This window comes from Microcystis sp. M169S2 (assembly GCF_020245865.1).
Classification (GTDB): Bacteria; Cyanobacteriota; Cyanobacteriia; order Cyanobacteriales; family Microcystaceae; genus Microcystis; species Microcystis ichthyoblabe_A.
The window spans coordinates 14,015-39,731 of sequence record NZ_JADBUB010000106.1 but is presented as its reverse complement, the minus strand read 5'-3'; the positions used below and the strand labels follow the sequence as shown (position 1 = coordinate 39,731).

The 25,717-nt window shown below is 45.6% G+C and carries 24 protein-coding genes; 11 read left to right on the top strand and 13 right to left on the bottom strand.

The window, feature by feature from the left end; genetic code table 11:
* Positions 1-31: 31 nt before the first annotated feature.
* From IM485_RS10945 to IM485_RS10930, 4 genes are all read right to left on the bottom strand, one after another.
* Complete coding sequence (locus IM485_RS10945; RefSeq protein ID WP_287743011.1) at positions 32-940, bottom strand: LysM peptidoglycan-binding domain-containing M23 family metallopeptidase; 909 nt, start codon at positions 938-940, stop codon at positions 32-34.
* A 20-nt stretch (positions 941-960) separates the two neighbouring features.
* A complete protein-coding gene (locus tag IM485_RS10940; protein WP_104396709.1) occupies positions 961-2,259 on the bottom strand; it encodes a homoserine dehydrogenase in 1,299 nt (432 codons plus the stop codon).
* A 141-nt stretch (positions 2,260-2,400) separates the two neighbouring features.
* A complete protein-coding gene (locus IM485_RS10935; RefSeq protein WP_104396710.1) occupies positions 2,401-3,756 on the bottom strand; it encodes a (Fe-S)-binding protein in 1,356 nt (451 codons plus the stop codon).
* 9 nt (positions 3,757-3,765) lie between these two features.
* A complete protein-coding gene (locus IM485_RS10930) occupies positions 3,766-5,052 on the bottom strand; it encodes an FAD-binding oxidoreductase (protein WP_104396711.1) in 1,287 nt (428 codons plus the stop codon).
* 377 nt (positions 5,053-5,429) lie between these two features.
* On the opposite strand from IM485_RS10930, the gene IM485_RS10925 reads away from it, so the two are divergent.
* The 3 genes from IM485_RS10925 (at position 5,430) to purM (ending at position 8,572) form a co-directional block, all read left to right on the top strand.
* Positions 5,430-6,617, top strand: a complete 1,188-nt coding sequence (locus IM485_RS10925; RefSeq protein ID WP_287743006.1) for an aspartate aminotransferase — start codon at positions 5,430-5,432, stop codon at positions 6,615-6,617.
* Between the two features lie 93 nt (positions 6,618-6,710).
* A complete protein-coding gene (gene radC, locus IM485_RS10920; protein ID WP_002732646.1) occupies positions 6,711-7,442 on the top strand; it encodes a RadC family protein in 732 nt (243 codons plus the stop codon).
* A gap of 104 nt (positions 7,443-7,546) precedes the next feature.
* A complete protein-coding gene (purM, locus tag IM485_RS10915; RefSeq protein WP_287743037.1) occupies positions 7,547-8,572 on the top strand; it encodes a phosphoribosylformylglycinamidine cyclo-ligase in 1,026 nt (341 codons plus the stop codon).
* A gap of 29 nt (positions 8,573-8,601) precedes the next feature.
* Here the strand turns inward: purM and cofH are convergent, their stop codons facing one another.
* The 3 genes from cofH to IM485_RS10900 form a co-directional block, all read right to left on the bottom strand.
* On the bottom strand, positions 8,602-9,738 hold the full coding sequence (cofH, locus tag IM485_RS10910) for a 7,8-didemethyl-8-hydroxy-5-deazariboflavin synthase subunit CofH (protein WP_104396714.1): 1,137 nt from the start codon (positions 9,736-9,738) through the stop codon (positions 8,602-8,604).
* A 137-nt stretch (positions 9,739-9,875) separates the two neighbouring features.
* Entirely contained in the window at positions 9,876-10,562 is a 687-nt protein-coding gene (gene psb29 / locus IM485_RS10905; RefSeq protein ID WP_192575992.1) for a photosystem II biogenesis protein Psp29, read from the bottom strand.
* Positions 10,563-10,573: 11 nt separating this feature from the next.
* Positions 10,574-10,705, bottom strand: a complete 132-nt coding sequence (locus IM485_RS10900) for a hypothetical protein (RefSeq protein WP_287743003.1) — start codon at positions 10,703-10,705, stop codon at positions 10,574-10,576.
* A gap of 73 nt (positions 10,706-10,778) precedes the next feature.
* Between IM485_RS10900 and smpB the strand changes: the two genes are divergently transcribed.
* Both smpB and IM485_RS10890 read left to right on the top strand, forming a co-directional pair.
* Positions 10,779-11,243 (top strand): SsrA-binding protein SmpB, encoded by a 465-nt coding sequence (gene smpB / locus IM485_RS10895; RefSeq protein ID WP_004162719.1) that lies wholly within the window; start codon positions 10,779-10,781, stop codon positions 11,241-11,243.
* Positions 11,244-11,361: 118 nt separating this feature from the next.
* Positions 11,362-11,910, top strand: a complete 549-nt coding sequence (locus tag IM485_RS10890; RefSeq protein WP_104396716.1) for a DUF2808 domain-containing protein — start codon at positions 11,362-11,364, stop codon at positions 11,908-11,910.
* 137 nt (positions 11,911-12,047) lie between these two features.
* Here the strand turns inward: IM485_RS10890 and IM485_RS10885 are convergent, their stop codons facing one another.
* Both IM485_RS10885 and IM485_RS10880 read right to left on the bottom strand, forming a co-directional pair.
* Positions 12,048-12,365, bottom strand: a complete 318-nt coding sequence (locus tag IM485_RS10885; RefSeq protein WP_104396717.1) for a KGG domain-containing protein — start codon at positions 12,363-12,365, stop codon at positions 12,048-12,050.
* A gap of 458 nt (positions 12,366-12,823) precedes the next feature.
* A complete protein-coding gene (locus IM485_RS10880) occupies positions 12,824-15,067 on the bottom strand; it encodes an IMS domain-containing protein (RefSeq protein WP_287742999.1) in 2,244 nt (747 codons plus the stop codon).
* Positions 15,068-15,314: 247 nt separating this feature from the next.
* Here IM485_RS10880 and pdhA point away from each other — a divergent pair, with 247 nt between their 5' ends.
* From pdhA to IM485_RS10865, 3 genes are all read left to right on the top strand, one after another.
* The gene (gene pdhA, locus IM485_RS10875; RefSeq protein ID WP_008200476.1) at positions 15,315-16,349 is read left to right on the top strand and encodes a pyruvate dehydrogenase (acetyl-transferring) E1 component subunit alpha; all 1,035 of its coding nucleotides are present in this window, start codon (positions 15,315-15,317) and stop codon (positions 16,347-16,349) included.
* Between the two features lie 187 nt (positions 16,350-16,536).
* Positions 16,537-17,319: a hypothetical protein gene (locus tag IM485_RS10870; RefSeq protein WP_104396719.1), complete on the top strand. Its 783-nt coding sequence runs from the start codon at positions 16,537-16,539 to the stop codon at positions 17,317-17,319.
* A gap of 111 nt (positions 17,320-17,430) precedes the next feature.
* Complete coding sequence (locus IM485_RS10865) at positions 17,431-18,369, top strand: glycosyltransferase family 2 protein (protein ID WP_104396720.1); 939 nt, start codon at positions 17,431-17,433, stop codon at positions 18,367-18,369.
* A 235-nt stretch (positions 18,370-18,604) separates the two neighbouring features.
* Here IM485_RS10865 and IM485_RS10860 read toward each other — a convergent pair whose 3' ends face one another.
* Positions 18,605-18,946, bottom strand: a complete 342-nt coding sequence (locus IM485_RS10860; protein WP_052276481.1) for a DUF8822 family protein — start codon at positions 18,944-18,946, stop codon at positions 18,605-18,607.
* Positions 18,947-18,980: 34 nt separating this feature from the next.
* On the opposite strand from IM485_RS10860, the gene aat reads away from it, so the two are divergent.
* From aat to IM485_RS10845, 3 genes are all read left to right on the top strand, one after another.
* Positions 18,981-19,562, top strand: coding sequence for a leucyl/phenylalanyl-tRNA--protein transferase (gene aat / locus IM485_RS10855; protein WP_287742995.1), 582 nt, complete (start codon positions 18,981-18,983; stop codon positions 19,560-19,562).
* A 451-nt stretch (positions 19,563-20,013) separates the two neighbouring features.
* Positions 20,014-21,120 (top strand): hybrid sensor histidine kinase/response regulator, encoded by a 1,107-nt coding sequence (locus IM485_RS10850; RefSeq protein WP_287742992.1) that lies wholly within the window; start codon positions 20,014-20,016, stop codon positions 21,118-21,120.
* Between the two features lie 20 nt (positions 21,121-21,140).
* Entirely contained in the window at positions 21,141-22,541 is a 1,401-nt protein-coding gene (locus IM485_RS10845; protein WP_353846008.1) for an ankyrin repeat domain-containing protein, read from the top strand.
* Positions 22,542-22,702: 161 nt separating this feature from the next.
* On the opposite strand, the gene IM485_RS10840 is transcribed toward IM485_RS10845, so the two are convergent.
* From IM485_RS10840 to IM485_RS10830, 3 genes are all read right to left on the bottom strand, one after another.
* Positions 22,703-23,425, bottom strand: coding sequence for a Stp1/IreP family PP2C-type Ser/Thr phosphatase (locus IM485_RS10840; protein ID WP_104396742.1), 723 nt, complete (start codon positions 23,423-23,425; stop codon positions 22,703-22,705).
* Between the two features lie 44 nt (positions 23,426-23,469).
* On the bottom strand, positions 23,470-25,158 hold the full coding sequence (locus IM485_RS10835) for an ABC1 kinase family protein (protein WP_287743032.1): 1,689 nt from the start codon (positions 25,156-25,158) through the stop codon (positions 23,470-23,472).
* 90 nt (positions 25,159-25,248) lie between these two features.
* On the bottom strand, positions 25,249-25,554 hold the full coding sequence (locus IM485_RS10830) for a DUF6825 family protein (RefSeq protein WP_002742311.1): 306 nt from the start codon (positions 25,552-25,554) through the stop codon (positions 25,249-25,251).
* Positions 25,555-25,717 lie beyond the last annotated feature (163 nt).

Sequence of the window (25,717 nt, the reverse complement as noted above, 5' to 3'; positions counted from 1 at the left end):
TTTTACCCAACCTCTACACCCCATCCCCTCTCTACTTTTCAGGCTCTCTGTCCCCCCGTGAGGGCAAATGCAAAGCGGGATCCTGCGCTGTCCAACCGACGGGAGTATCTAAGCGCACCTCAAAATGAAGATGGGGGGGAATAATATCCGGTTGTCCGGTGGTGCCAACCGCACCGATAACGTCTCCTGCTCGTACCCGTTGGTCAATTCTCACTGTAACCCTGCTTAAATGGGCATAACGGGTCTGCCGGCGACCTAAATGATTAATTACTACCAAATTACCATAGGCCCCTTCCTGACCCACATAAATCACTAGACCATCTTCGGCGGCTAGAACGGGTGTACCTATTGGTGCAAGAAGATCAATACCACTATGAAAGAGATTTTTCTGTTCCGTGGGGCTTTTCTGCCAACCGTAGGCTAATCCGACAGTGCTGGCCAAGGGTAAGGGATAAGAACTTAATCCAGTATAATCCGATCGCTTGCCGGCGGCGGACCAATTGGTGCCGGGGATAAAAACTATTGTCGGCCGGCGACCACAACCGTTAAGCTCAAAGAGTATATCGGCACGAATACCATAGGCCGCTTCTAAATCTCGCCAAGTGGAACCCTTGGGTGCTTCGATGCGAATGCCGTTTATGGGGGGAATGAAGATTTCTTTACCCACGGGGGCCAGACCATTTTTGAGAATAGTCGGATTGAGTTTAATTATCGTTGCGGGGATGAGAGCGTATTTTTCGGCGATGGAGGCGATCGTTTCTCCCGCTTGGATTTTATGGCGTTGTAACCTTGATAAAATCGGCAGGGGACAAACATTATCAGACCCTTGGGCAAAAATTAATTTTTGATTTAAGCCCAAAAAACCTAGACAAAAAAACAAAATTGTGCTAGTCAAACTTAGCCAACTTTTCTCACTTCTGATTCTCCGACCCATGACCATAAAAAAAGCGATCTCTATAATTACAAAACCCGGAGAATACTAGGAATACTGTCAATAGCTTCTAAAGACTCTATTGCCGCTAAAGCGTTGCGGAAATTGCCCTCGCGTACATCGTGGGTGACAACGACAATTTCGGCTAAATCACCCCTAATACCAATTTGTACCACGGATTCTAGACTAACCCCATGGTCGCCGAAAGCCATACCTAAATGACCGATTACCCCCGGCACATCGCGACAGAGAAAACGAGCATAAAAACGGGTCGATAAATCCTCCATGGGGGCGATTTGACAATAATGCTGGTGAACACAGCTTAAAAGCGGGTCAAGTTCCTTGGTTTTGCCACTACTTTTTAAAATTCCGACGATATTCATCACATCCGATACTACTGCACTGGCCGTCGGTCCGCCACCGGCACCCGGTCCATAAAACATCACTTGTCCCAAGGGTTCCCCCTCGACCAGAATAGCGTTATAGACTCCGTTAGCATTAGCGAGGGGATGGGTTTTCGGTACTAGGGTTGGATGAACCCGCAGCTCTAGGGTATCGGAATCCTCCTTAACCGTATCTTTTGCGATCGCTAATAATTTAATCACAAATCCCAGTCTATCAGCGTAGGCGATATCGACGGCGCTAACTTGCCGGATACCTTCACAGTAAACATCTTCCCTTTTTACCCGACCTCCAAAACCCAGAGAGGCTAAAATAGCGATTTTATCGGCTGCATCGAATCCATCCACGTCCGCAGTGGGATCAGCTTCTGCATAGCCTAATTCCTGAGCTTTGGCCAGAACTTCGCTAAAATCTGCCCCTTTTTGGCTCATTTCCGTGAGAATATAGTTAGTTGTGCCGTTGACAATTCCCATGATGCTGCTGATGCGATTAGCGCCGAGGGATTGTTTTAAGGGTTTAATGACGGGAATTCCACCACCCACGGCCGCTTCTAGGAGGACATAAACCCCCTTTTCGTTGGCCTTGGCGTAGATTTCATCGCCAAAACGGGCAATAACCGCCTTATTTGCCGTAACAACGTGCTTTCCCGATGCGATTGCTTGGAGAATTAAAGAGCGTGCCGGTTCCAAACCCCCCAATAATTCGACAATAATATCAATTTCGGGGTCAGTAACGATCGATTCTAGGTCAGTGGTCAACAGTTGGGGAGAAAGCTCGATTTCTCTCGGTTTATCTAGGGATCTAACTCCCACTCGTCCAATGGTAATCTCTTTGAGTACGGGATGACGACCAAAAGGATCGAGGAGGATTTTCGCTGTTCCCGTCCCCACAACCCCGAAACCGAGTAAACCAATCTTAAAGGTCACGCTTTTATCTCCTGCTAGTCCGACGCAAAAAATACTAATGGCCAAGCCGTCGCCATTGTCGATTCTATCATTACAAGGTCTTTGTCTGTGGGGTTTTCTTTTGCTTCCCTGACACCACTAACACAACTCAAATGGTGGGAGTTAGCCAATTTTCAGCCCGCGAATCGCATAATCTAATAATTCGATAGGATGAATAACGGGTGTATCTTTTCCCTGTAATTGTAGATGTTTTTTAATTTGTAGGGAACAACCCGGATTAGGAGAAGCAATCACCGCGGCCCCAGTATTTAATAAATTGCGTACTTTCTGCTGACCTAATTCATCGGCAGTGTCTGGCTGTAGCATATTATAAACTCCGGCACTACCACAACACAGGGCTGCATCGATAGGTTCTTTTAAGTTAATGTTGGGGATTTTTTGCAATAATTGTCGTGGCTGCACCGAGATTTTTTGTCCGTGTAAAAGATGACAGGCATCTTGATAAACTAGGGTTAATTCTGTCTCGGTAATCGGCGATAAATCAGCAGTTAATCCCACTGCTGCCAAAAATTCTTGAGCATCGCGTACTTTAGCCACAAACTCCTTAGCCTTATCTTTGTATTCAGGATCATCGGCTAAAATATGATGATATTCCTTGAGAGTATGACCACAACCCGCCGCATTGATAATAATATAATCAACCTCGGTTGCTGCGAAACTATCGATCATTTGTCTGGCTAAACTTTGCGCTTGTTTTTCCTGTCCTTGATGTGCGGGTAAAGCGGCACAACAACCCTGGGTTTTTGGGATAACCACTTCACAACCATTGGCAGTTAAAACCCGCACTGTCGCTTCATTTACCGGCGAGAAAAAGAGTCTCTGCACACAACCTAAAACCACCCCTACCCGATAGCGTTTTTCCGTTTGGGAAGGAATAACATCGGCATAGTTTTTAAACAGAGAATTTAGAGTAATTTTGGGTAAAATTGATTCCATGGCCGCTAGACGGGGAAAGAGCATTTTTAAGATACCCGATTTCCTGACTAAGGTTTGTAATCCCAGGGTTTGATATAACCAGAGGAAGGGTAAAAATAATTTGAGACGGACGGGATAGGGAAAGAGATTAAAAATGAGAAAACGAATAATTTTATCTTTAAAACTGCGGGGTTGATTGCGTTCCACCTGCGGACGGACTGCGGCGATTAATTGATCGTATTGTACTCCCGATGGACAAGTACTAACACAGGCTAAACAACCTAAACAAGTATCAAAATGTTGGCTAGTGGTTTCGTCTAAAACCGCTTCCCCTTTGTTGATGGCATTCATCAGATAAATTCTACCCCGGGGGGAGTCCATTTCTTTGCCAATGACTCGATAACTGGGACAGGTAGATAGACAAAAACCACAGTGAACACAACTATCGATTAATTCTTGAGCGGGGGGATTCTTGGGGTCAAATCCTTGATTTTTTTGGTCGATTAATTCTTGAAAGTTAACGGAATGTTCGGAGGTTTGCATGATTTTTAATTAGATTTTGTTAAGAAAGCGTTCATGACTAAAAATACCTTGAGGATCGAATTTAGTTTTTAGGGTTTTCATCATGGTAATCGCGTTACCTGTATAACCCCAAGGTTCAATTTTTTCTTTTAGGGATGGAGGTGCGGTTAACACAGTTAAATAACCCTGATTGGCACTGCATAAAGAGCGAATTTTGTCAAGATTTTCCTCCGATTTTAAGATAACTTTACCCACGCCGCTACTAATATTAATCGAGGCTAGTCCGTTAATTTGGTCGATAACTAGAGCTAAACTGCTGGGTAATAATCCTATTTTGCCGAAAAAATTGCCCTCTTGGTCATAATTATCGATTGTTTTTCGGTATCTTTGCCATAGAGAAATTTCTTCCTCATCCCGATAATAATTAGTCTGACAGTCTAACTGTTGCCCTAAATAACTCACCTGTTGCGATTGTTCGCTAATACTTTCGGGAATGCTTTGAAAACGCAGCAGTAAAGCGACTTTTTCCCCTAATCCTAGTGCTTGCGTCATCCCTGGGTTTAAACATTCAGCCACAGTGGGAGTTAAGGCCGATTGCCGAATAACTTGACTCAATTTGCTAATATTTTCGCTATTTCCAGTGATGATCAGGGTTTCTGAGTTAGCAGTTTCGGGATAGAGTCGCAGGGTAATTTGATCGATAATCCCTAAAGTGCCGTAGGAACCCGTAAATAGCTTCATCATGTCGTATCCCGCCACATTTTTGACCACACGCCCTCCCGCTTTAGCAATCTCCCCATCGTGACGGATAAAGGAGAATCCTAGGATCAGATCCCGGACCCCACCGTATCTTTGCCGCCATGTTCCCGCGTCGGCCGTGGCCATAATACCGCCAATCGTGGCATTATGGGCGAAACTGGGATCAAGAGGAATAAATTGACCGCTAGGAGCTAAAAAAGCCTGTAAATCCGCTAGTTTAAGCCCAGCTTCCACGGTTATAGTTAAATCTCCCTGAGCATGGTCAATAATCCGGTTGAGATTTTGGCTACTGACTAAAATATCGGGCGACTCGACTAACCCACCCCAATCTAATTTACTGCCTTGACCGTAGGCCAATAAAGACAGACGATTTTCGTTGGCAAAACGCACCAGAGAGGCTAAAGCGGCCGTATTAGCGGGATAGACTATAATTTCAGGACTTTTGCCCCTAATTGCCCTTGATAATCTTTCTTGTTCCTCTTTTGGCACTTGTGGCCAGGCAATAACCGTCGTGTCGGGGGGTAAAATAGAAGTTATCTGAACAGCGATCGCAGTCATATTTTACAAAAGAATTGAGGAGTGAGGAGTCAGGACTTACCGGCCGATAATGGCGAAGAATGGGGGTAATGCTGGGGCTAATCGGTAATTTTCAGCCTCTGTTAATCAGATTACCTTAGTTTGGCTCTCCATCTCCCATGTCAGGCAATTCTAGTCATACTGAAGCAGTAAAAAAGCTCTCTTGCATAAATCAAAAAATTTTCGGCAAATGTAGGGAAAAAGCGAAAGGTTAAAGGGAAAATTATCCTTTTGCCTCTTGCCTCTTGCCTCTTGCCTCGTCTCAACAAGCAATTTAAATTACGAACAGCTTAACTGCCAAATTAGCCATACACTCGTGCCATAATGGTAGATTACCTCGATCAGTAAGCCAAGAAGTAATGAGTGTAAATTGGACGAATAGCCGCGCCAAGCGATTAAGTGCCTTACCCCCCTACGTTTTCGCCCGCTTGGATGAATTAAAAGCCTTAGCCCGCAAAGAAGGACTAGATTTAATCGATTTAGGTATGGGCAACCCGGACGGTGCTGCCCCGCGTCCAGTTATCGAAGCGGCCATTCAAGCTTTTGAAACCCCCCAATTTCACGGTTATCCACCCTTTGAAGGAACCGCCAGTTTCCGAGAAGCGATCGCTAAATGGTATGATCGCTCTTATGGTGTGGAACTCAATCCCGATAACGAAGCTTTACCGCTGCTAGGTTCCAAAGAGGGCCTATCTCACCTCGCCCTAGCTTATGTTAACCCCGGTGATGTAGTCTTGGTTCCTAGTCCCGCTTATCCCGCCCATTTTCGCGGTCCCTTGATTGCTGGGGCGACGCTATACCCGATCATTTTAAAAGCGGAACAGGATTGGCTGATAGATATCGATTCTATCCCCGAAGATGTGGCTAAACAGGCGAAAATCCTCTATTTTAACTATCCCAGTAATCCCACCGCCGCCGTTGCCCCCCGGGAATTTTTTGAAAAAATCGTTGCTTGGGCCCAGCAATATGAGATTATGCTCGTCCACGATCTCTGTTATGCTGAATTAAGTTTTGATGGTTATCAGCCCACCAGTTTATTAGAAATTCCGGGGGCAAATGAGATTAGTGTGGAATTTCATACCCTCTCGAAAACCTATAATATGGCCGGGTGGCGCGTCGGTTTTGTCGTGGGCAATTCCGATATTATTCAAGGGTTACGCACCCTGAAAACCAATCTCGATTATGGCATCTTTTCCGTCATCCAAAAAGCGGCCGAAACCGCCCTACAACTGCCGGATGAATACGTTAAACAAGTACAGGAAAGATACCGGCAGCGACGAGATTTTTTAATCAAAGGTTTGGGGCAATTAGGTTGGGATATTCCCCCCTCTAAGGCGACAATGTATCTCTGGGTTCCCTGTAGCGTCGGCATGACTTCGACGGATTTCGCCCTCAGTGTCCTGCAAAAAACTGGTGTCGTCGTCACTCCGGGCAATGCTTTTGGAGAGGGAGGGGAAGGTTATGTGCGCGTCAGTTTAATCGCCGATATCCCGCGATTAGGGGAAGCTTTACAGCGCCTCGAAGATGCGGGAATTCGCTATCAGTGAGGAGAATTTTTCCCCCTGATTTACCCACCAAATCCCTCTAGGCACTGACTAAAATTGTATGATGGAATTTTATCGCGGTAGCTTGCCACTTCCATGACCTACAGCTTAAGAATTGCCGATATTCCCGTCAGTGAAAGACCAAGGGAACGTTTAATCAGTGTCGGGGCGAAAAACCTCAGCAACGCCGAATTATTAGCGATTTTACTGGCTACAGGTCAAGGTAAGGGGAAACTCTCGGCAGTGGGTTTAGGACAGCATATTCTCAACGAATTGAGTAAATATCGCCGGGATCCCTTGGACGTTTTGAGGGATATTCAGCCCCAAGAATTAACCGCTATTCATGGCATTGGACCGGCTAAGGCCACTACTATTCTAGCGGCGATCGAATTGGGAAAACGAGCTTTTCAACGACGACCGACGGAAAAAATGGTCATCGATAGTCCCGATACCGCTGCCGCTATTCTTGGACACGAACTAATGTATCAGTCTCAGGAACGTTTCGCCGTTATTTTACTCGATGTCAAAAATCAGTTAATCGCACTAAAAGTGATTACTATCGGCACAGCCACGGAAACCCTGGTACATCCGCGAGAAATCTTTCGAGAAGTGGTTAAACAATCAGCTACTAAGTTAATTATCGCCCATAATCACCCCACCGGGTCACTTGTGCCTAGTCAAGACGATATTTTACTCACAGAACAATTATTACAGGGGGCTACCTATTTAGCCATTCCTCTCCTAGATCATTTGATCCTCGGTAATGGCAACTTCCAAAGTCTTCGCCAAATCACGGATCTTTGGGAAAAATATCCCCAAGAAGATTAGACCTCTTGCAACAATCACAAATTGTTGTTAGGTTTAGCTGGAAAAGGGAGCGAGTGCGACCGAAATCTGGGTAAAATTTGAGAGATACAATCGGTCAATTGGGCATGGATTATAAAGAAGCGGGCGTGGATGTGGAAGCGGGACGCGCTTTTGTCGAGAAAATTCGCCAAAATGTGGAAAGTACCTTCCGTCCCGAAGTTATCGGCGGTTTAGGCGGTTTTGGGGGCTATTTTCAGTTACCTTCCGGTTATCGGCAACCGGTGTTAGTATCGGGAACTGATGGTGTAGGAACCAAGCTGAAAATTGCCCATAGTCTCAATCGCCATGATACGGTGGGAATTGACCTCGTGGCCATGTGCGTCAACGATGTCTTAACCTCTGGGGCTGAACCTTTATTTTTCTTGGATTATCTCGCCACTGGTAAACTGGAAGCGTCACAGTTAGCGGCGGTGGTATCGGGAATCGCTAGTGCCTGTCGTGATAGTGGTTGTACTCTTTTGGGAGGGGAAACGGCGGAGATGCCGGGGTTTTATTCGGCCGGAGAGTACGATTTAGCGGGTTTTTGCGTCGGGATTGTCGAAAAAAGTCAATTACTCGACGGCAGTAAGGTGCAAATCGGCGATGTGGCTATCGGTTTAGCCAGTAGTGGGGTTCACAGTAACGGTTTTAGTCTTGTTCGTAAGATTATCGACACCCAGGGCTTAAATTGGCAAGATTGCCCCGCAATTTTGGCCGGCTCTAGCTTAGGTGAAGTTTTGTTAACTCCCACTAGACTTTATGTTAAACCTGTGCTAGAACTGCTGCGCTCTGGGTTAGATATTCACGCCATGGCCCACATTACTGGGGGTGGCATCCCGGAAAATTTGCCCCGCTGCTTAGGTAAAGGGCATTCCGTGCAGATTTACCGCGAAAGTTGGCCGGTTTTGCCGATTTTTCACTGGTTAGCCCAGATGGGTTCGGTTAATTCCGAAGCCATGTTCAATACTTTTAATATGGGTATCGGTTTTGTGATCATTGTCCCATCAGATCTGGCGCAATCGACTATTAATCAACTACAATCCTCTGGGATTAATGCCTACCAAATCGGCGAAGTGATTGCCGGTAAGGGGGAAATTGTTGGGCTTGATTAGGCTAAAAAAACTCTTTCAGCAAACCCTACTTAATAGATTGTATCCCGTTGACGGGCGGGGCGATCGAGGGATTTAATCGCCGTTGCTAATTCCTCGACGGTCAAACAAGTACCGCCCAGGGCCCCGGCCATAGTGGTAATATGTTCTTCCATAAGAGTACCACCAAGATCGTTGCAACCCCAGTTTAAGGCTTCTGTTGCCCCCTGTAAGCCCAATTTTACCCAACTGGGTTGATGATTTTTAATGCTATTGCCCAAATAAATCCGCGCCACTGCTGTTAATTTTAATGTATCGGCTAAAATTGGTTGATCCCGTCCGACTCGATTTCTCAGGGGTTTGGGGGCTGATTGTCCCACAAAAGGCAATAAAATAAATTCGGTGATTTTAGCTGGATAATTATTTTCTAGGGCGATTTCTTGCTGTTTTCTAATTTTTTCAAGGTGCTGCACCTGTTGGCTAGGGGTTTCAATATGACCGCAGAGCATGGTACTGGTGGTATGTAACCCCAAGCGATGGGCAATACCGACTATTTCTAACCAAGTGGCGGCATCGATTTTTTCTGGACAAATTACCCGTCTTACCTCATCCACCAACACCTCGGCAGCCGTCCCCGGCAGAGAATTGACTCCTGCTTCTTGCAGGGAAGCGATAACTTTTTCGTAACTTAAACCGTCTTCCCTAGCGATAAATTGGACTTCTTGGGGCGAAAAAGCGTGTAAATGGAGGTTGGGAAAGGCTTGTTTCAGGTTTTTAACAATTTCTAGGTAATAGTCTAAGGAATTGCCCTTAATCTTGGCTTTTGGGTTTAATCCTCCCTGCATACAAATTTCTGTGGCCCCACGACGGACAGCATCCGCCGCTTTAGCGATAATTTCCTCTAAATTAAGCCAGAAAGCCCCTTCTTCATTTTCATCGCGTCTGAATGCACAAAAACTGCAATGCTGCTCGCAAATGTTACTAAAATTAATGTTGCGATTGATAACGTAGGTGACGGTATCTCCCGCCTGTTGACGACGCAAGAAGTCGGCCGTTTCCCGAATCCGGGCAATTAAACGGTTATCGGTAGTTTCTAGCAAGATAATCGCTTCTTTCGCCGATAAATTCGCCCCTGACCGCGCTTTTGCCAAAATATCGGTTACGGGTGCGGTGATGGAGGAGTTAGTCACGGGAGATAAATATTAAGGGTTGCCGATCCTAATTGTAGAACGAGGTCAGAAGGAACAGTAAAGAAAGAGAGCCAATTTAATCCTTTTTCTGTTCCCTATTCCCTTGTCTGCACGCGGTAATTTCCGGTTGAGAGCCTTTATTGCGGGGTGGTTTGTTTTTCCTGTTCTTTTTGTTGACGTTTTTTCTTTTCTGCTTCTAGAGCATCTTCGATAACCTTGAGCAGCTGATCCATTTTATCAAGATTACCGCGATAAACATCGAGGTCTTTTTGCAGTTTCTCGCCGGAGAGATGGAGAATTTCTGAGAACTTTTGCAAAATTGGTTCGCGTTTTTCTTTTTCCTTGATCATGTCCGGTTGTGCTTCGGCTAAAATAGTATAAAGACCGATGGCAAACAGGCGACTATACTTAAACTTAGGCGCGTTGATAACTGAAACTAGACTATCAGACAACTGATTGTTACCACCTAGGGCAGGGTTTTGCAGTTGGGAAAGCAAGGAATCAATATTAGTTTCTTTGGCAATAGCGATCATATTTTCGGCATCACGACGATAGACTTCGGGATTACCGTTAACCGCTTGGCACAAAGCATTAAAAATATTCGGTTTATCCTCCCCCGGACGATAGCCTTCCATGAACTTCTCGAAAGAAGTAACCACACCAAGGGCATAAATTGGATCATAATGGAAATCTACATTGACGGAGAGCAGGTGCATCTCAACTAATAATTCCTCAACCACGCGCCGATACACCGAATTGATGGGGCGGGTGTGGCGAGTATAAAAATCACGCTTACTATCGGAAACAGTACGAATTTTGTCCACAGAACCAAACTTCATAAAAATTTAACACTGCTCTCATTTTCTCCCTTCTCGTTCCCCCTGACAAGGCCAGTGATCACCAAAGAGCGGCAAGCAGTCAGTCCAGAGAGAGCAAAAGAGCGATTAAGATATAAATATAAGGACATGGAAAAATCGAGATAATTAGCCGATACCGCCTCTACCAATCGCTTTTTTACTTTTCACTTTTCACTTGACTATATGGCCAATCAAGACGACAAAATCAAAATTATCAGTGATAACCGGCAAGCACGCCATCTCTACGAGATTTTAGAGACTTTTGAAGCGGGGGTGCAGTTGCTGGGGACCGAGGTTAAATCTGTGCGCGCTGGTAAGGTAAACCTGCGGGATGGTTACGTTTTAGTCCGCAATGGTGAAGCGGTGTTAATTAATGTTCATATTTCCCCCTACGAACAGAGTAGCGAATATTTTAATCACGATCCGCGCCGGACGAGAAAATTGTTGATGCACAAAAAGGAAATCAGCAAACTCATCGGTCAAGTGGAACAGAAAGGCTTAACTCTTGTGCCTTTGAAGATGTATTTTAAAGGTAGTTGGGTAAAAATCAGCATTGGCCTCGGTAGAGGCAAGAAATTACACGATAAACGCGAAGATTTGAAACGTCGTCAGGATCAACGGGATATGGCACGAGCGATGAAGCGTTAACCAAGACACTTATCGGACTGGCAAAGGTCTAGGTAAGAAACGAGCGAGTTTTGTTAAAGTTGAACTGTATTCGGCTCCTTGCGGCCATCACCACCCCCCTCACCTTGGGTTAAAATTTATGTTAAAACTCTTGACAAAAGTAATTAAATATGCTAAGACACCCGCTTTGATTGCTCTATCCTTAGGGGTGGGTGCGGGAATTATTTTACCAAAAATAACTTTAGCCAATGGCAACCCCGGCTTAACAATTTTTAGTGGAGTCGATCGCAAGGATATCTTAGATTATTTTTTGCAATTTGGCGGTCGTCCCAAGCAAATGGATCGTTATAAATTCTACATTCCGCCGAAAAAACTCTCCCAAGGGGCTTCAGCTTTTTTTATTTCCTATCCTGATTATTTTAACGGCCAGTTTGACACCAATAAAATCGAGGTACGCATCAACGGCAAATCTTTACCTTTAAAGGAAGTGGTTTGGGATAAGGATAGTCGCGTTATTCAAATTGTCCCCGAACAAGCGATCGATCCCACCAGCAAAGTTGAAATCGTCATGTCTAATGTCAGAAATCCCGAATTAGGCACTTATTACTTTACCTGTGATGTGACTGCCTCTGGCAATATTCCCGTCCGTCTCTACGTCGGTACTTGGATTGTCAGTATCGAACCTTAAAGTATTTATTGGGAATAGGGAAATAGGGAAATGGGGTAATTCAACTAAAACCCTAAAACCCTAACACCCCAACACCCTAAAACCCTAACACCCCAAAACCCTAACACCCTTTCAGTCTGAGAAAAAGTCAAGAAAAGTCAACTATTTGCCTCCGAGTTGCTGAAATCTGAGGAATTTTCGCCTATAGACTCGTTGACTGGGGAATTTTCGCCGGAGTTTAAGTTTTTGCGACTGCCTTTGTGGGAATTCTTGCCTCCTTCCCGTCCAATAGCTGCCATGTGGGCGCGATCTCGGCTAACCGCTTCACCACCCTTTCGTCCCGCTTCGCGAGCTTCTTCGGAGGTAAATTCGTGGGCTGTGCCTTTTTGATGAGCAGCTTTACCACCTTTACTAGCGATTTCCTTTTGTTTAGCTTGATCCATAGAGGCAAAACCGCGTTTACTCTTACCTGTCATAATATCCCTCCTGTGTGAATGCTGATTTTGAAAGTTCTTAAAGACTTATACGAGATTTTTAAAACATCAAAATCATGGTCTTGTGGGTGGGCAAAACATTGAGATTGCCCAGCTCTTTTCCTCTAAGAACTATGGGTTCCTACCTACGATTATAACTCATTAGCTTGACTTCTATGGAACCAATTACAGCAATCAAAGGGCGTATTTTATGTTAAAAAATATTAAGCAAATCGAGCATTTATCAGTCTAAAGATATAGAAGTTATCTTAATGGTGAGATACAAAGTTGGTCTTTTGGGGCAGTCGGTCTTCAGTTATCAGTTATCAGTTTTTTTCTCCCTGCTCCCCTGCTCCCCCACTTGCCACTTGCCACTTGCCACTGAAAAAGCTGCCATGCAGTCTTAATTGAAGGTGCGGGCAGCTTAAAACCTAGTTTTTTGGGGATTTAATCGGGAAAAATCAGGGTAAGACTTGGGTTTTTTCGATCAACCATTTATCTCCTTGCCGTACCAAATCATAGCGCACCTTCAAGGACTCATTATAGGAACGCTCGACAATTTCCTTGCCATTATGGAAATACATGGCCTTTTCGTTCACTATCGCTTCTACTGTCGCTAAATTAGGATTTTTGGCATTATTAGTGACCGATCGCACATCCACCTGATGATCGTAGCGCCAATAGTTATTTCCCTGTAAAGCCGCCGCCCGTTTTTGCCAAATTTCCAAAGCTGAACCCGTTAAAACCTCTTTCAATGGCTCTTTTTGGTGTTCACTGCCAAAAGCGGCCGATTTTGCCCCTAACCAAGCTTGAATCGTCTCCTTGGCCGTTTCCTTGTCTAAGGGAGTCCTTTCCATCACCTCGGCGTTAGCCGAAGGAATTTCTAGTATGGGAGTATTTAAAGAAATCGGTAACTGTTCCCCTTGCAAGGCTGCCAAAGGAGATTGACTATCGACAATTGCCTTTACCCCCAAGGACAAAACCACAAGCGTTCCCACTAATCCTACCCCCAATATTGCCACTCGATCGAGTCGTAGTTTTCTGCGGGCCGGTCGTCTCCGTTTCGGTGTGACTGCGGAGGTTTTTACCGTTTCTGGGGCCGCTTGCTGGGAGTTACCCGCTGCTGGAGGACGGGAGCGACTAGGACGACGACGGGGAGGATTAAGTGCCGGTTGACGATCAGCTGCCTTCACCACCACATTGCCCTGAGTATAGGGGGTGAAAGTTTCCTGCTGAGGGGTGGCTCTCAGAGCAGGTACAGCAGCGCTTGTCCGCTCACCGTTAACTCTAGCTAAAGACGGTTTTTGGGTACGAGAGTGGGAAGAATAAGCAGATTCCCTCATCGGTGTCGCTCCTGGCACTGGGTTTAAATGGGTGGGGGGGGTGTGGGTTTTGAGAACAGTTACTTCCGATTCTAAAGGTTCGCCAACCTTTTCCTGAACCGACACGGGAACTTTTTCGTCAGGAAAACCTGACAATTCTTCTAAATAATTTTGTACCTCTTCCTCGGCAAAATACTCTTTGAGTGAGGCTTTCTGATCGACTAAATCCCTAAAATGACAGAAAACTTCTGTTTGTAACCAACGCTCACCGTAACGACATAACCCAGGTAAGAGATCGGGAGATTGCCCAGATTGTTCCTTAATATAATTTAATATTTCTTGCTCTTGACTTGTTTCTAAAATTGTGCTTGCTTGTTCGGTTTGACCGAGCAGCAGGGCGCAGATCGATCGCTCGATGGAGACATCCTGATGTTTTTGTAATTGATGCAGGCGATCGCTGGCTGCGACAATAGCGGCGGGTTGTTTTTGGGCGAAACCGCGGGCAATCAAGGCATAGACCAGCAGATAATTACCCACCGCCGAGGGGCGTTGTGCCTCTTTTACCCAGATTTTCTCCTGTTCGGCCTGAGTTAAATAAACCCGTAACTGTTGAATAAAGCGTAAAAAATTATCCACCCCCAACCCAGAGCGATCATCGCCTTGGCCATCAATGCCGCCGCGAGCTTCCAACATCTCTTCCAAGAGATTTAAGCCGCGCTGACGGGCAAGACTAGGTTTTTTTTCTTGGGATAACAATTCCAGTATCCGGTAGGGACGCAGGCGATCGCAATCATGGCGAATCTCGCTGGCCACTTGCGGGAACATTTGTTCTTGTTCCAACCAAGTCAGGGCTTTGGTTGCGGTGCTGGCCGCCTGTTCATAATTTTTATCCTGCCAATATTCCCGACTTAATTCCCCGTAGGCCAAAGCCAAGGTTAAGATCATGTCTGGGCGAGTAGTTGGCTCCAAATCCAGATAAGTTTCGGCCAAACGAATCACTAACTCGTATTCTCCCAACTCTTGCAGGATGAGCAAAGCTCCCACCAGATCGGCGGGGGCAATGGTAATCTGGGGAGTGGCATATTCTGAGGAAGCAGCGGCCACCTCCCCATCCTGAGAATCGAGGTTTTCGGTGCTGCTTTCTGGGTTGAGAAGCAGGGGATTGGGAGCGAAAAATTGGGCATCGTAATCACGACGGCGATCTGGATCACTTAACACTTGGTAAGCTTGATCTAACAAGTGCTGACGGGCAACGATCGCTGTTTGACTGTATTCTTGACGTGGCAATTGCCGTCCCCGATCGGCGTGGGCCAAATCAATTTGCTCGGCACTCACCTGAAAAGGGATTCCCAATATCCTGTAGTAGTCGAGAGGAATGCGCACGGTTAGCTGTACCTCAACTCTGGAGAGTCCTTAGTGAATTAAATGATGTAAGTGAGAGCGGAGCGAGTAAAATAACAAGATACCATCTTATCCTAGCCAATCTCTGACTGACTAAGATTAGATTTGAGAGAGAAAATACCAAGAACCCCTTGGTTTAAGACCAAAAAATTCACTGCCAGAATTCTCGAAAAATCTACCGCTTCCTCTCCCCTTGCCTTTTTGTTGTCTAAATGATACTACAGACCCTATGATTTCCGAACGTACTTTACCAACCTTTAATCCTGCTTCCATCATTATTACCAAAGCTGAAGGTCTTCGCCTATACGAGGATATGGTTTTGGGGCGGATGTTTGAAGATAAATGTGCCGAAATGTATTATCGGGGCAAAATGTTCGGTTTTGTCCATCTCTACAACGGTCAGGAAGCGATATCTAGCGGTATTATTAAAGCCTTGCGTCAGGGAGAAGATTACGTTTCTAGCACCTATCGCGATCACGTCCACGCCCTTAGTGCCGGAGTTCCCGCTAAGGAGGTAATGGCGGAGTTATTCGGCAAAGCTACTGGTTGTAGTAAAGGACGGGGCGGCTCCATGCATATGTTTTCCGCCGAACATAAGCTTTTAGGGGGTTACGCTTTTGTGGCCGAGGGGATTCCCGTCGCTACCGGGGCGGCTTTTCAGAGTAAATACCGTCGCGAAGCCATGGGTGATGCCAGTGCCGATCAGGTAACGGTTTGTTTCTTTGGGGATGGGGCGAGCAATAATGGCCAGTTTTTTGAGTGTCTGAATATGGCCGCCCTCTGGAAGTTGCCGATTATCTATGTGGTGGAAAATAATAAGTGGGCGATCGGTATGGCCCACGATCGAGCCACTTCTCAACCGGAAATCTATAAAAAAGCCAGTGTTTTTAGTATGGTCGGTGTGGAAGTGGACGGTATGGATGTGGTCGCCGTTCATGCCGCCGCCAGAGAGGCTGTAGCCCGCGCCCGCGCCGGTGAGGGACCGACTTTGATTGAGGCCTTAACCTATCGTTTCCGGGGTCACTCTCTGGCAGATCCCGACGAGTTACGCAGTGCTGACGAGAAACAATTCTGGGGCGAAAGGGATCCGATCACTCGCTTTGCCGCCTACCTCTACGAGCGAGATCTGGCCACGAGAGAAGAATTAAAAGAAATCGAGGAGAAAATTCAAGCTGAAATCGAGGCAGCGGTTAAATTTGCCGAATCTAGCCCCGAACCCGATCCTAGTGAACTAACTCGCTTTATTTTTGCCGAAGACGAGTAATTTCAGTGATCAGTTACCAGTTATTCAGATTTGAGTAATCAGTAATCAGTGATCACTGATTACTTAAGGTATTCTATGAGGGGGAGCAGAAAAATCCCGCCTTGAAGATGGTTGTTGTTGAAAAAATCCGTAAAAAATAGTTGCGCTCTTGTATAATTCGCTAAAATCCAGAGAAATAGCTTTTGCCATGGCGACTACAGAAGCATTGAACCCCAGTCAGTTCGCATTCTTAACCAACCTCACCGCTGATCGTTCAAGTTCACCCAACCCACAAGAAGAAATGGACAAAGTTATCATTCTCGTTAATGCCGAAGCTCAAGCCAGTGGTCAGATGTCTCGGCTATCGCCCGTTACCGAAAAGATGGTGATTGCCTTAAAAAATGCGGTTCCTAAATCCTTGGCGGTGGAGGTGACGGGGACGGCTTCTTTGTGGTCAAAAATGGAGTCGGGTAAAACCAGCCAAAATAATTTAATCTGGTGTCCCTTAACAATTCAATTGCCCAATTGGGTGAATTTTCCTGGTAAAAAAGTTTATCAAGCTTGTCGAGATATCGAGGAAAGACGCGCTTGGGTTGCCCATACCCTGCACTATAAAACCAGTCAGGGAGATTCTTCTTTTGGGGATCTTTGGTTGCCGATCACGGTGACATCTAAGGGTTTAGAATACGGTGAAGTAATCGGGGAGGGTATGATCCCTAATGCCTACAGTCAGCCGATTAGTCTAGAAAGAGAGAGTCTTAAGTCTTTATATCGGCTGGCAGCGCAATTACTGGATAATTTACAGGCTCCTGCTTCCGTTTATTTGCTACAGTTTCGTCTGGCTCATCGAGAAGTGGTTTTTGATCGTCTCTGGCCTTTTCCTGCCGCACCGGCGATCGCTTCCCTACGCGGTCAACAGACGGATCTCTATGCAGCTTACTGGAATTGTTTACGTCGGCAAGCAATGGTCGATCATTCCTTGGCAATTTAAAGGCACTGTCTAGCAGTAATCTATTAAGTTGACAAAAGGGATACTTTAGCAGAATATTTAGCGTAGCAGCCGCCATAAAAACACGGCTGTTGTCCGTTAAACCTCTCGAAAATGCCGAAATATTCGCTAATTATCCCGATTTATAACGAGGAAGAAACCATTCCAGAACTCTATCGCCGTCTTAGTGCCGTCATGGATAGTTTAGATGATTCTGTGGAACTGATTCTGATTAATGATGGCAGTCGGGACCGTTCCTTAAATTTAATGCGGGAACTACAGGAAAGAGATGCTAGGGTCTGTTACATTAGCTTTGCTCGTAACTTTGGTCATCAGGCAGCAGTAACGGCAGGACTTAATTTTGCTAGGGGTCAAGTTATTGTTGTCCTCGATGCCGACTTGCAGGATCCACCGGAATTGATTCCCAAAATGATCGAGTCTTGGCAAGCAGGTTATCATGTGGTTTACGCCCAGAGAACAAAACGGAAAAAAGAAAGTTGGTTTAAACGCCTAACTGCCTACGTTTTCTATAGATTGCTGCGACGATTAGCTGACGTGGATATCCCTGCGGACACGGGGGATTTTTGTCTGATGGATCGTCAGGTAGTGGACCTATTAAATTCTATGCCAGAACGCAATCGTTATATTCGCGGTTTGCGCGCTTGGATTGGTTTCCGACAAACTGCTGTTAAATTTGAGCGGGATCCCCGGTTTGCTGGCGAAGTCAAATACACTTTTAAAAAATCCCTAGCTTTAGCGATTAATAGCTTGGTGTCTTTTTCTAAGATTCCCCTGCGTATTTCCACTTATTTAGGCTTATTTTCCGCTTTAATTGCCCTGTTGATGGCTTTACTGGTTCTCTACTGGCGCTTACAGCAACCCGACTCTCCCGTTACTGGTTTAGCTACTATCTTGATCGCTGTGTTTTTCTTGGGTTCGGTACAATTGATCAGTATTGGCATATTAGGGGAATATATTGGGCGAATTTACGAAGAAGTTAAAGGCAGACCCGCTTATACGATCGCTGAGATCGCTGGGTTGGAAATCAATTAAACCTTTCCAACAACTATCAATTAATTCTTGTCGATTAAGGATTTTGTTAACTTCTTAAATAAGCAATAAGCTGTTGACTCTCTAAATTACTGGTTAAGACTGTCTATGATCGAGGAGAGAGGTTTTGCTCATTTGTCCTAAAATTTCTAATAGGCAGTGCAGCTTACCCCATTCGTACAAAAAAATCAGCAGAGCAGCTAATAGAAATTAAACCCCAATAACAAAGCAAAACTGTCTAACTTTGCCCACAACAGCGATCGATTCCTAAACTATCTAAAATTAAATCACTGACGGCGTTAGCGATGGCAAATTCACTATAAAAACTTTCGCGGAAATCAAAAGCTTGCATCTCGGTAACGATCGCAATTACTAGACAACCGAGATCGTTTTCTCCTTCCAAACGCTGACGCAGAAAAATCTGACTAGCGCGTTCAGCGATAGTTTCATTAATAGCTTCGGGAATAAATTCCGCATCTAACCAACGATGTAAAGCCGTGCGCAGCCAAGTTTGTTCCTGTTGGGGATTTTCGATCGGTGGTAAAGTAATAGGCGGAATTGCTGGGGGATGATCGGGCATAATTAGAGAATGATCAGGCTACAAGACTGAATTCTTGGGGGGAGTCGTGGATACCGCCTCTATTATACAAGGATACGCACGCGGTTACTTTCTCATGGCCGATGAGGGGGGGCGATTGGATTGGTATTCTAGTAGAAATCGCGCTCTTATCCCCCTCGATCAGCGTTTTAGGTATCCCAAGTCCCTAAAACGAGTTTTGAATCAAAATCGCTTTACCGTGGCTATTAACCGCGATTTTGCTGGGGTGTGTGCTGGTTGTGCTGATCGCTCGCTGACTTGGATTTCCCCGGAGTTAATGCAAATCTATCAGCAATTACACCAGGCTGGTTGGGCCCACAGTTTCGAGACTTGGCAAGGGGATCAATTAGCGGGAGGGATTTTAGGTTTGGCCATTGGCGGGGTTTTTATCGGGGAATCGATGTTTTATAAAATTCCCGATGGTTCTAAGGTCGCCATGGTCAAGTTAGTTGAACACCTCAGAGAACGGAATTTCTGTCTATTTGATGCCCAAATGCAAAATCCCCATCTGGCTAGATTTGGGGCCTATACTATCCCCGAACAAGAATATCATGCCCGACTGGAAAGCGCTCTGTTGAAGCATTGCCGTTTTGTTTAAGTAGGGTCTGCTGAAAAAGCTTTTCCTGGGGGCAGGGTGTGGGGTGTGGGGTGTGGGGTGTGGGGTGTGGGGTTTCATCGATTTTCAGGTGGTCAACTACCTAATTTTCAGGGAAAAAGTCCAGGAATTTTCCCCCCGATCCCCGCAATGGCTGGCACTTTTTGAGGGGAAAAAAGTCCAAAAGTCTTATCCAAAAAGGTTTTTAGATTTATTCAGCAAACCCTAAGTATTGTTTCCGATTGTGGCAGTCATCTTAATAGTGAGGTACTAATTTTTCGTTTTGGGGGGCCAGTCGTCACGATTCGGTCGTCAATAGCAAATTAGGTTATAATTCATCTTTAGGAAAAACGCTGTCAGAATCGTCCCCGAAAATGTCTTGACCATCGAACCCGATTCGAGGTATTCTATCAGGGTAGATCAGACAGTAATAAAATTCAGATTTAAATTGGCAATGTTAAACCAGTTAAGAATTCTAATTGTTGATGATAATGAAGTAGATCGGATCGCCGTGTGCCGATTCTTAAGAACATCGGAGATGGCGATAGAAATAACAGAAGCCGCTGACTATCAAGAGGCTAAAGAACAGATGTCCAATAATATTTTCGACTGTATGTTTATCGATTATCTTCTACCCGATGGAGATGGTTTGACTTTGGTGCGGGAAATTCGGCAACAGGGACTTAAAATACCCCTAATTGTCTTAACCGGTCACGGAGACGAAGGAATTGCCGTAGATATGATGAAAGCCGGTGCTTCCGATTATCTGAGTAAATTTCGTCTTTCTGCCTCGCGCTTAAATCAAGCGATGCGAAACGCCCTACGCATCTATGACGCGGAAGAAGAAGTGGCGATTGCCAAACAAGAAAAAGAGCAATTGGCTAGACAAAAAGAAGATTTTGTTTCGAGGATGACCCACGATTTGCGAACTCCCTTAGTGTCTGTCAATCATATATTAGAACTATTTCAAGAAGGTTTATACGGTGAGATTACTCCCGAAATGAGTCGAGTCATTCATGTGATTATTCGCAGTAATACAAATCTCTTGGAAATGGTTAATAATCTTTTGGAAGTTTATTGTTATGAAAACGGCGAAAAGATACTTAATTTTACTAAATTAAAGATTATCGATATTCTCGAAGAAGTCTGTCAGCAGTTAACTCCCCTTGCCCGAGAAAAAGGACTAGAATTAAGCTTAAATGCCGAAAATGCTGCGGAAATTTTCCTAACTGGCGATCGCTTGGAACTGCGGCGCGTTTTTACCAATCTCATCGGCAATGCGATTAAATTTACCCAAAAGGGTGATGTGAAAATTCATCTCATCCCCGCTACAGAGGAAGATACTTTTGTCACTATTGTCGTCGAGGATACTGGTATAGGCATTTCAGCAGAAGAACTACCCCGGATTTTTGAGCGCCTGTACTCCAGTTCCCCAGACAGTTCCAACAATGGGTTAGGACTTTATCTCTCCCGTCGCATTATCGATGCTCATGGGGGAACTATTGCCGTCACCTCAGAATTAGAACGGGGTACTAGCGTTTCTGTCCGTTTACCTGTCTAGAAAGATCGATAATAGAAAAAATACTTTCTGCCGATCGGTCACTGTTAATGGCTTCTAATTGGGATATCCTGTTAATACAAGCGGCGCGTCAGGGCAATCTCGCGCGGGTTCAAGCTTTACTGAGTCAGGGGGCAAATGTCAACGCCACCGATAGCCAAAATACTACGGCTTTAATCTATGCCGTGCAGGGGGGTTATGGGGAAATTGTGGCAATTTTGCGAGAATTTGGGGCTGATATCAACAAAAGTAAACAACCTCAAGGTTTAACCCCTCTCATGTTAGCGGCTGCCCTCAATCACAGTCAAATCCTTGCTCAATTAATCGCCGCCGGTGCCAATGTCAATAAGGTTAATCAAGATGGTACACCAGCACTAATGATCGCCGTTTATAAGGGTCATACAGCGATCGCAGAACAGTTATTAACCGCCGGCGCTCGGGTCAATATGCGCGATCGGGATGGAGATACGGCTTTATCTGTAGCGATCAAACAAAATTGCGCCGCAATTGTCGGTTTACTGCTCGATAATGGTGTAGATGAAGAAATCCGTCAAGAAGCTTGGTTAGAAGCTCTCAACGCTAATCGCCCAGAAGTCCTCGAATTGTTTATTACCCGTGGTATGCCCCTCGATTCTCCCACTTTATCTGGGGAAACTCCCCTAATTTTGGCTGTAGAGAAGGGAAATCTCGGCAGCGTGCAAACTTTACTGCAAGCGGGAGCCAATCCGAACATTAGCACGGAGGAGGGAGAAACTGCCCTGATGATCGCCGCTGCTGAGGGATATTTCGATATTGTCCGACTTTTACTCGCTCAGGGGGCTAGTATTGACAATCAAAATCAGGCGGGAGAAACGGCCCTGCATTTAGGGACGATCGAAGGACATTTAGAGATCGTCCAGGCCTTACTACAAGCCGGCGCTTTTGTCAATCACCGCAACCATTTTGGTGATACACCCTTGCTTATCGCCACGGTGCAGGGATACGAAGCGATCGTTTTAGAATTGTTAAAACAGGGAGCCGATCCTAACCTAACTCAGCAGGGAGAAACACCGTTAACTTTAGCTTTACAGCGCCAATTTACGGAAATCTGCCGTTATCTCCTCGACTACGGGGCTAATCCCAACGCCGTTTATCCCGATGGTAAAACCGTCCTTATGAAAGCTTGTGAGGACAATAATAGTCAATTGGTGCGTTGGTTAATCGATATCGGCGCCGATGTCAATAAACTCGATTTTAGCGGCGCTTCCCCTTTAATGTGGGCCAGTTATCACGGTTGTCTCGACACGGTTAAAGTCCTGTTAGACGGGGGAAAAGTGAACTTAAATCAGAAAAATCAAGGGGGAATGACCGCTTTAATGTTAGCTAAATTTAATCACCATCAGGCGATCGCTTCTTTATTACAACAAGCGGGAGCGATCGAGTAAGCTGCCCACTCATTTAAATTGCTTGTGGAGATGAGGCGATCGGCGATCGGCAGGAGATAGGGTGTTGGGGTGTTGGGGTGTTAGGGTGTTAGGGTTTTAGTTGAAATTCTCCCACTTTCCCACTTCCCCACGAGAAACTTTTTGCCGCAAACCCTAGATAGTCAACAACTGACCATGACCACGGTGATATTATCGGAACCGCCAGCTTTTTTGGCTGCTGCCACTAAATTCTCGACAATTTCCTGACAATCGGCACCGGTTTGCAAATAATCGCTAATTTCCTCGTCGGACAGTTCTTCCGTCAAACCATCACTACAGAGAATCAAACTATCGCCGGATTGCAGATCGAGGGGAGACACGGTCACTGGGGGCAAATTGCGACGACCAAGGCATTGAAATAAAACGTGCCGCCAAGGGTGGTTTTTGGCTTCTTCTTCGGACAGATCGCCCATTTTTATCGCCCTAGCTACCCAGGTATGATCCTCCGTCACCTGTTCTAATTTTTGCTCACGAAAGCGATAGAGACGGGAATCACCAATATGGGTGTACCAAGAGCCATCATCTCGGAAGATAGCCATGACTAGGGTTGTCCCCATGTCCTGTCTTTCGGGATTTTTCAGCTGATCTTCGATAATCTTCTCGTTAGCGACGGTAATTGCCTCCTGCAGCAATTCCCCAGCAGTCAGGGGCGAATTCCAGTGTTCTTCTAGATGAGCTTGGATAGTTTCAGTGGCGATTTGACTAGCTTCCTGGCCCCCCGCATGACCCCCCATACCATCAGCAACGATAAAAAAGCGCCGCTCGGGGTCGATATAATAACTATCCTGATTAACCGATCGCACTACACCAGGATCGGTCAGTCCTCCAAAAGAAAGATTGTTCATCGAAATTTCTGCTTTTAACACAATATTTATTATCCCGCAATCAATTACATCATGCGATCCTGACGTTCAATTTTTCGCCAGAGTCTCACAAGAGCTATCCCCGGCAGCAGGGAAATTGCCATCGGCACTAAAGTTAACCAACCAAAACCACTGACGAATAGAAGCGTCGCTGAGATAAGTAAAGCACTGATCAGTAAAGTATAGTTGGTTCCCATTTGAATCATACCCAATCGCCGTAAAAGTCGATCAGATTCGCTGGAACGCACCCGGACACGGATATCACCCCGTTCTAATTTTTCGATCGTATCATCGATGCGTCGGGGTAAACTCAGGGCGGTGCTGCTCACTTGGGCTGCTTGTCGTCCTAACTCATCGAGGATATTACTGCCATTATTTCCTGTCATATCATTTACTAATTGCAGGGCAAAAGGTTGGGCCACTTCCATAAAGTTAAATTCGGGATCGAGTCCTTTGCCTACCCCTTCTAGGGTGGAAAATGCCCGCATGACGAAGGTAAAGGTAGCGGGAAAGCGAAAAGGCTGATCGTAGGCGATTTCATAGAGATCATCGCTGATAGAGGCCACGGATTGCTCCTCAAAGGGTTTATCCATGAAGTTATCGAGCATATACTGGATCGATCGCCGCACTGCTCCCATATCACCATTAGCAGTTAATGCTCCTAAATCCACCAGAGAAGTGACCACGCGATCGGCATCTTTTTGGGCAATTCCCAAGAGAGTCTGCATTAATTTTTCGCGCACGTTGGTTTTGATTTGTCCCATCATGCCGAAATCGTAGAAAATTAGGGAGCCATCACTATCAACGGCAATATTGCCAGGGTGAGGATCTGCGTGAAAAAAGCCGTTATTGAGTAGTTGAATTAGATAAGCTTTTGCCCCTAGTTTAGCCAACAATTTGCGATCGAGTCCGGCCGCTTCTAGGGCTTCATAATGACTGATTTTGATGCCGGGGAGGTATTCTAGGGTTAAAATCCGGGGAGAGGTGTAGCGCCAATAGACTTTCGGTACTTTGACCCAATCTTCCCCGCGAAAATTACGGCGAAAAGTGTCAGCGTTACGACCTTCGTTGAGATAATCGGTTTCTTCCCAGAGGATTTTACAGCATTCTTCATAAATACCAGTCCAATCGCGACCTTTACCCCATTTGGGATGATTTTGGAAGTATTGGGCGATTTTTTTTAGGATGGTCAGATCGATACTAAATAATTTTTTCAATCCGGGCCGTTGGACTTTGACCACCACATCTTCCCCGGTCTTCAGTTGGGCCCGGTGAACTTGCCCTAAACTAGCGGCTGCTAGGGGAATAGGATCAAAGCTTTTAAAGAGTTGATTGAGGGGTTTACCGAGGGATACCTCGATGATTTTGCTGGCCTGTTCGTAGGTAAATGCGGGAACCTGATCCTGTAGTTTCGATAATTCTTCCACATATTCGAGGGGAAAAAGATCGGCCCGGGTGGAGAACAGTTGACCGACTTTAATAAAAGTTGGACCCAATTCTAGCATGGTTTCCCGAATCCAAGCGGCTTGTTTTCTGCGTCTGCTGGCGAGTTTTTCCTCACTATAGCCGCCGTTATAGCTCCATTTTTTACCGTTGAGCCAGAATTGATAAAGTACAGTCAGAACGAATCGCCAAATATCTAGACGACGACGATTGATGGAATAGTTTTCTCGATTCCAACGATAGCTATTTTTGGCGACTTGGAGGGCCGGCATTGCTGGGTTTAACTCTGGGGTAACGGGGACGGGTAGAAGGGCTGACACGCAGTTTTTGGGGCTTTAAAGCGACTAAAAGAGGGGTTTTGGTTAATTCCGGTAGTTTTTTAGTTCCGAGCGCAATTGGGCGATTTCGGCCCGCATTTCGTCGATGTTTTCCTGCACATCGGCGCTGGAGGAACCACTGGAGTCTGTACCAGTATATACTCCCTTTTCCATGGCTCGATCGGCTCTCATTTGCACTTCTTCGACGAATTGCCGCAGGTTTTCCCGTTGTTCGGCATCAAATTTGCCTAATTCGCTTAAAGCGTTGGTAAACGCATCTTCTAGCTGTTCACTGACCACTTCAGCGATCGCTCGTCCGAGGAAAAAGGCGTGAATAACGGGGTTAGTCATAATCTTAAATGGATGTTTTCGCTTGCTGGGGTTTGTGGACGGGAAAGGCGATAATAGATTCCCTAACTACTAGGTTAGGCGACAGAACCAGAAAAGGCAAATCGTTTTTCTGAAAAGGGAGGTGAGACCAAATCCGTTTTCAATAGTGTGATTAACTCTCAAG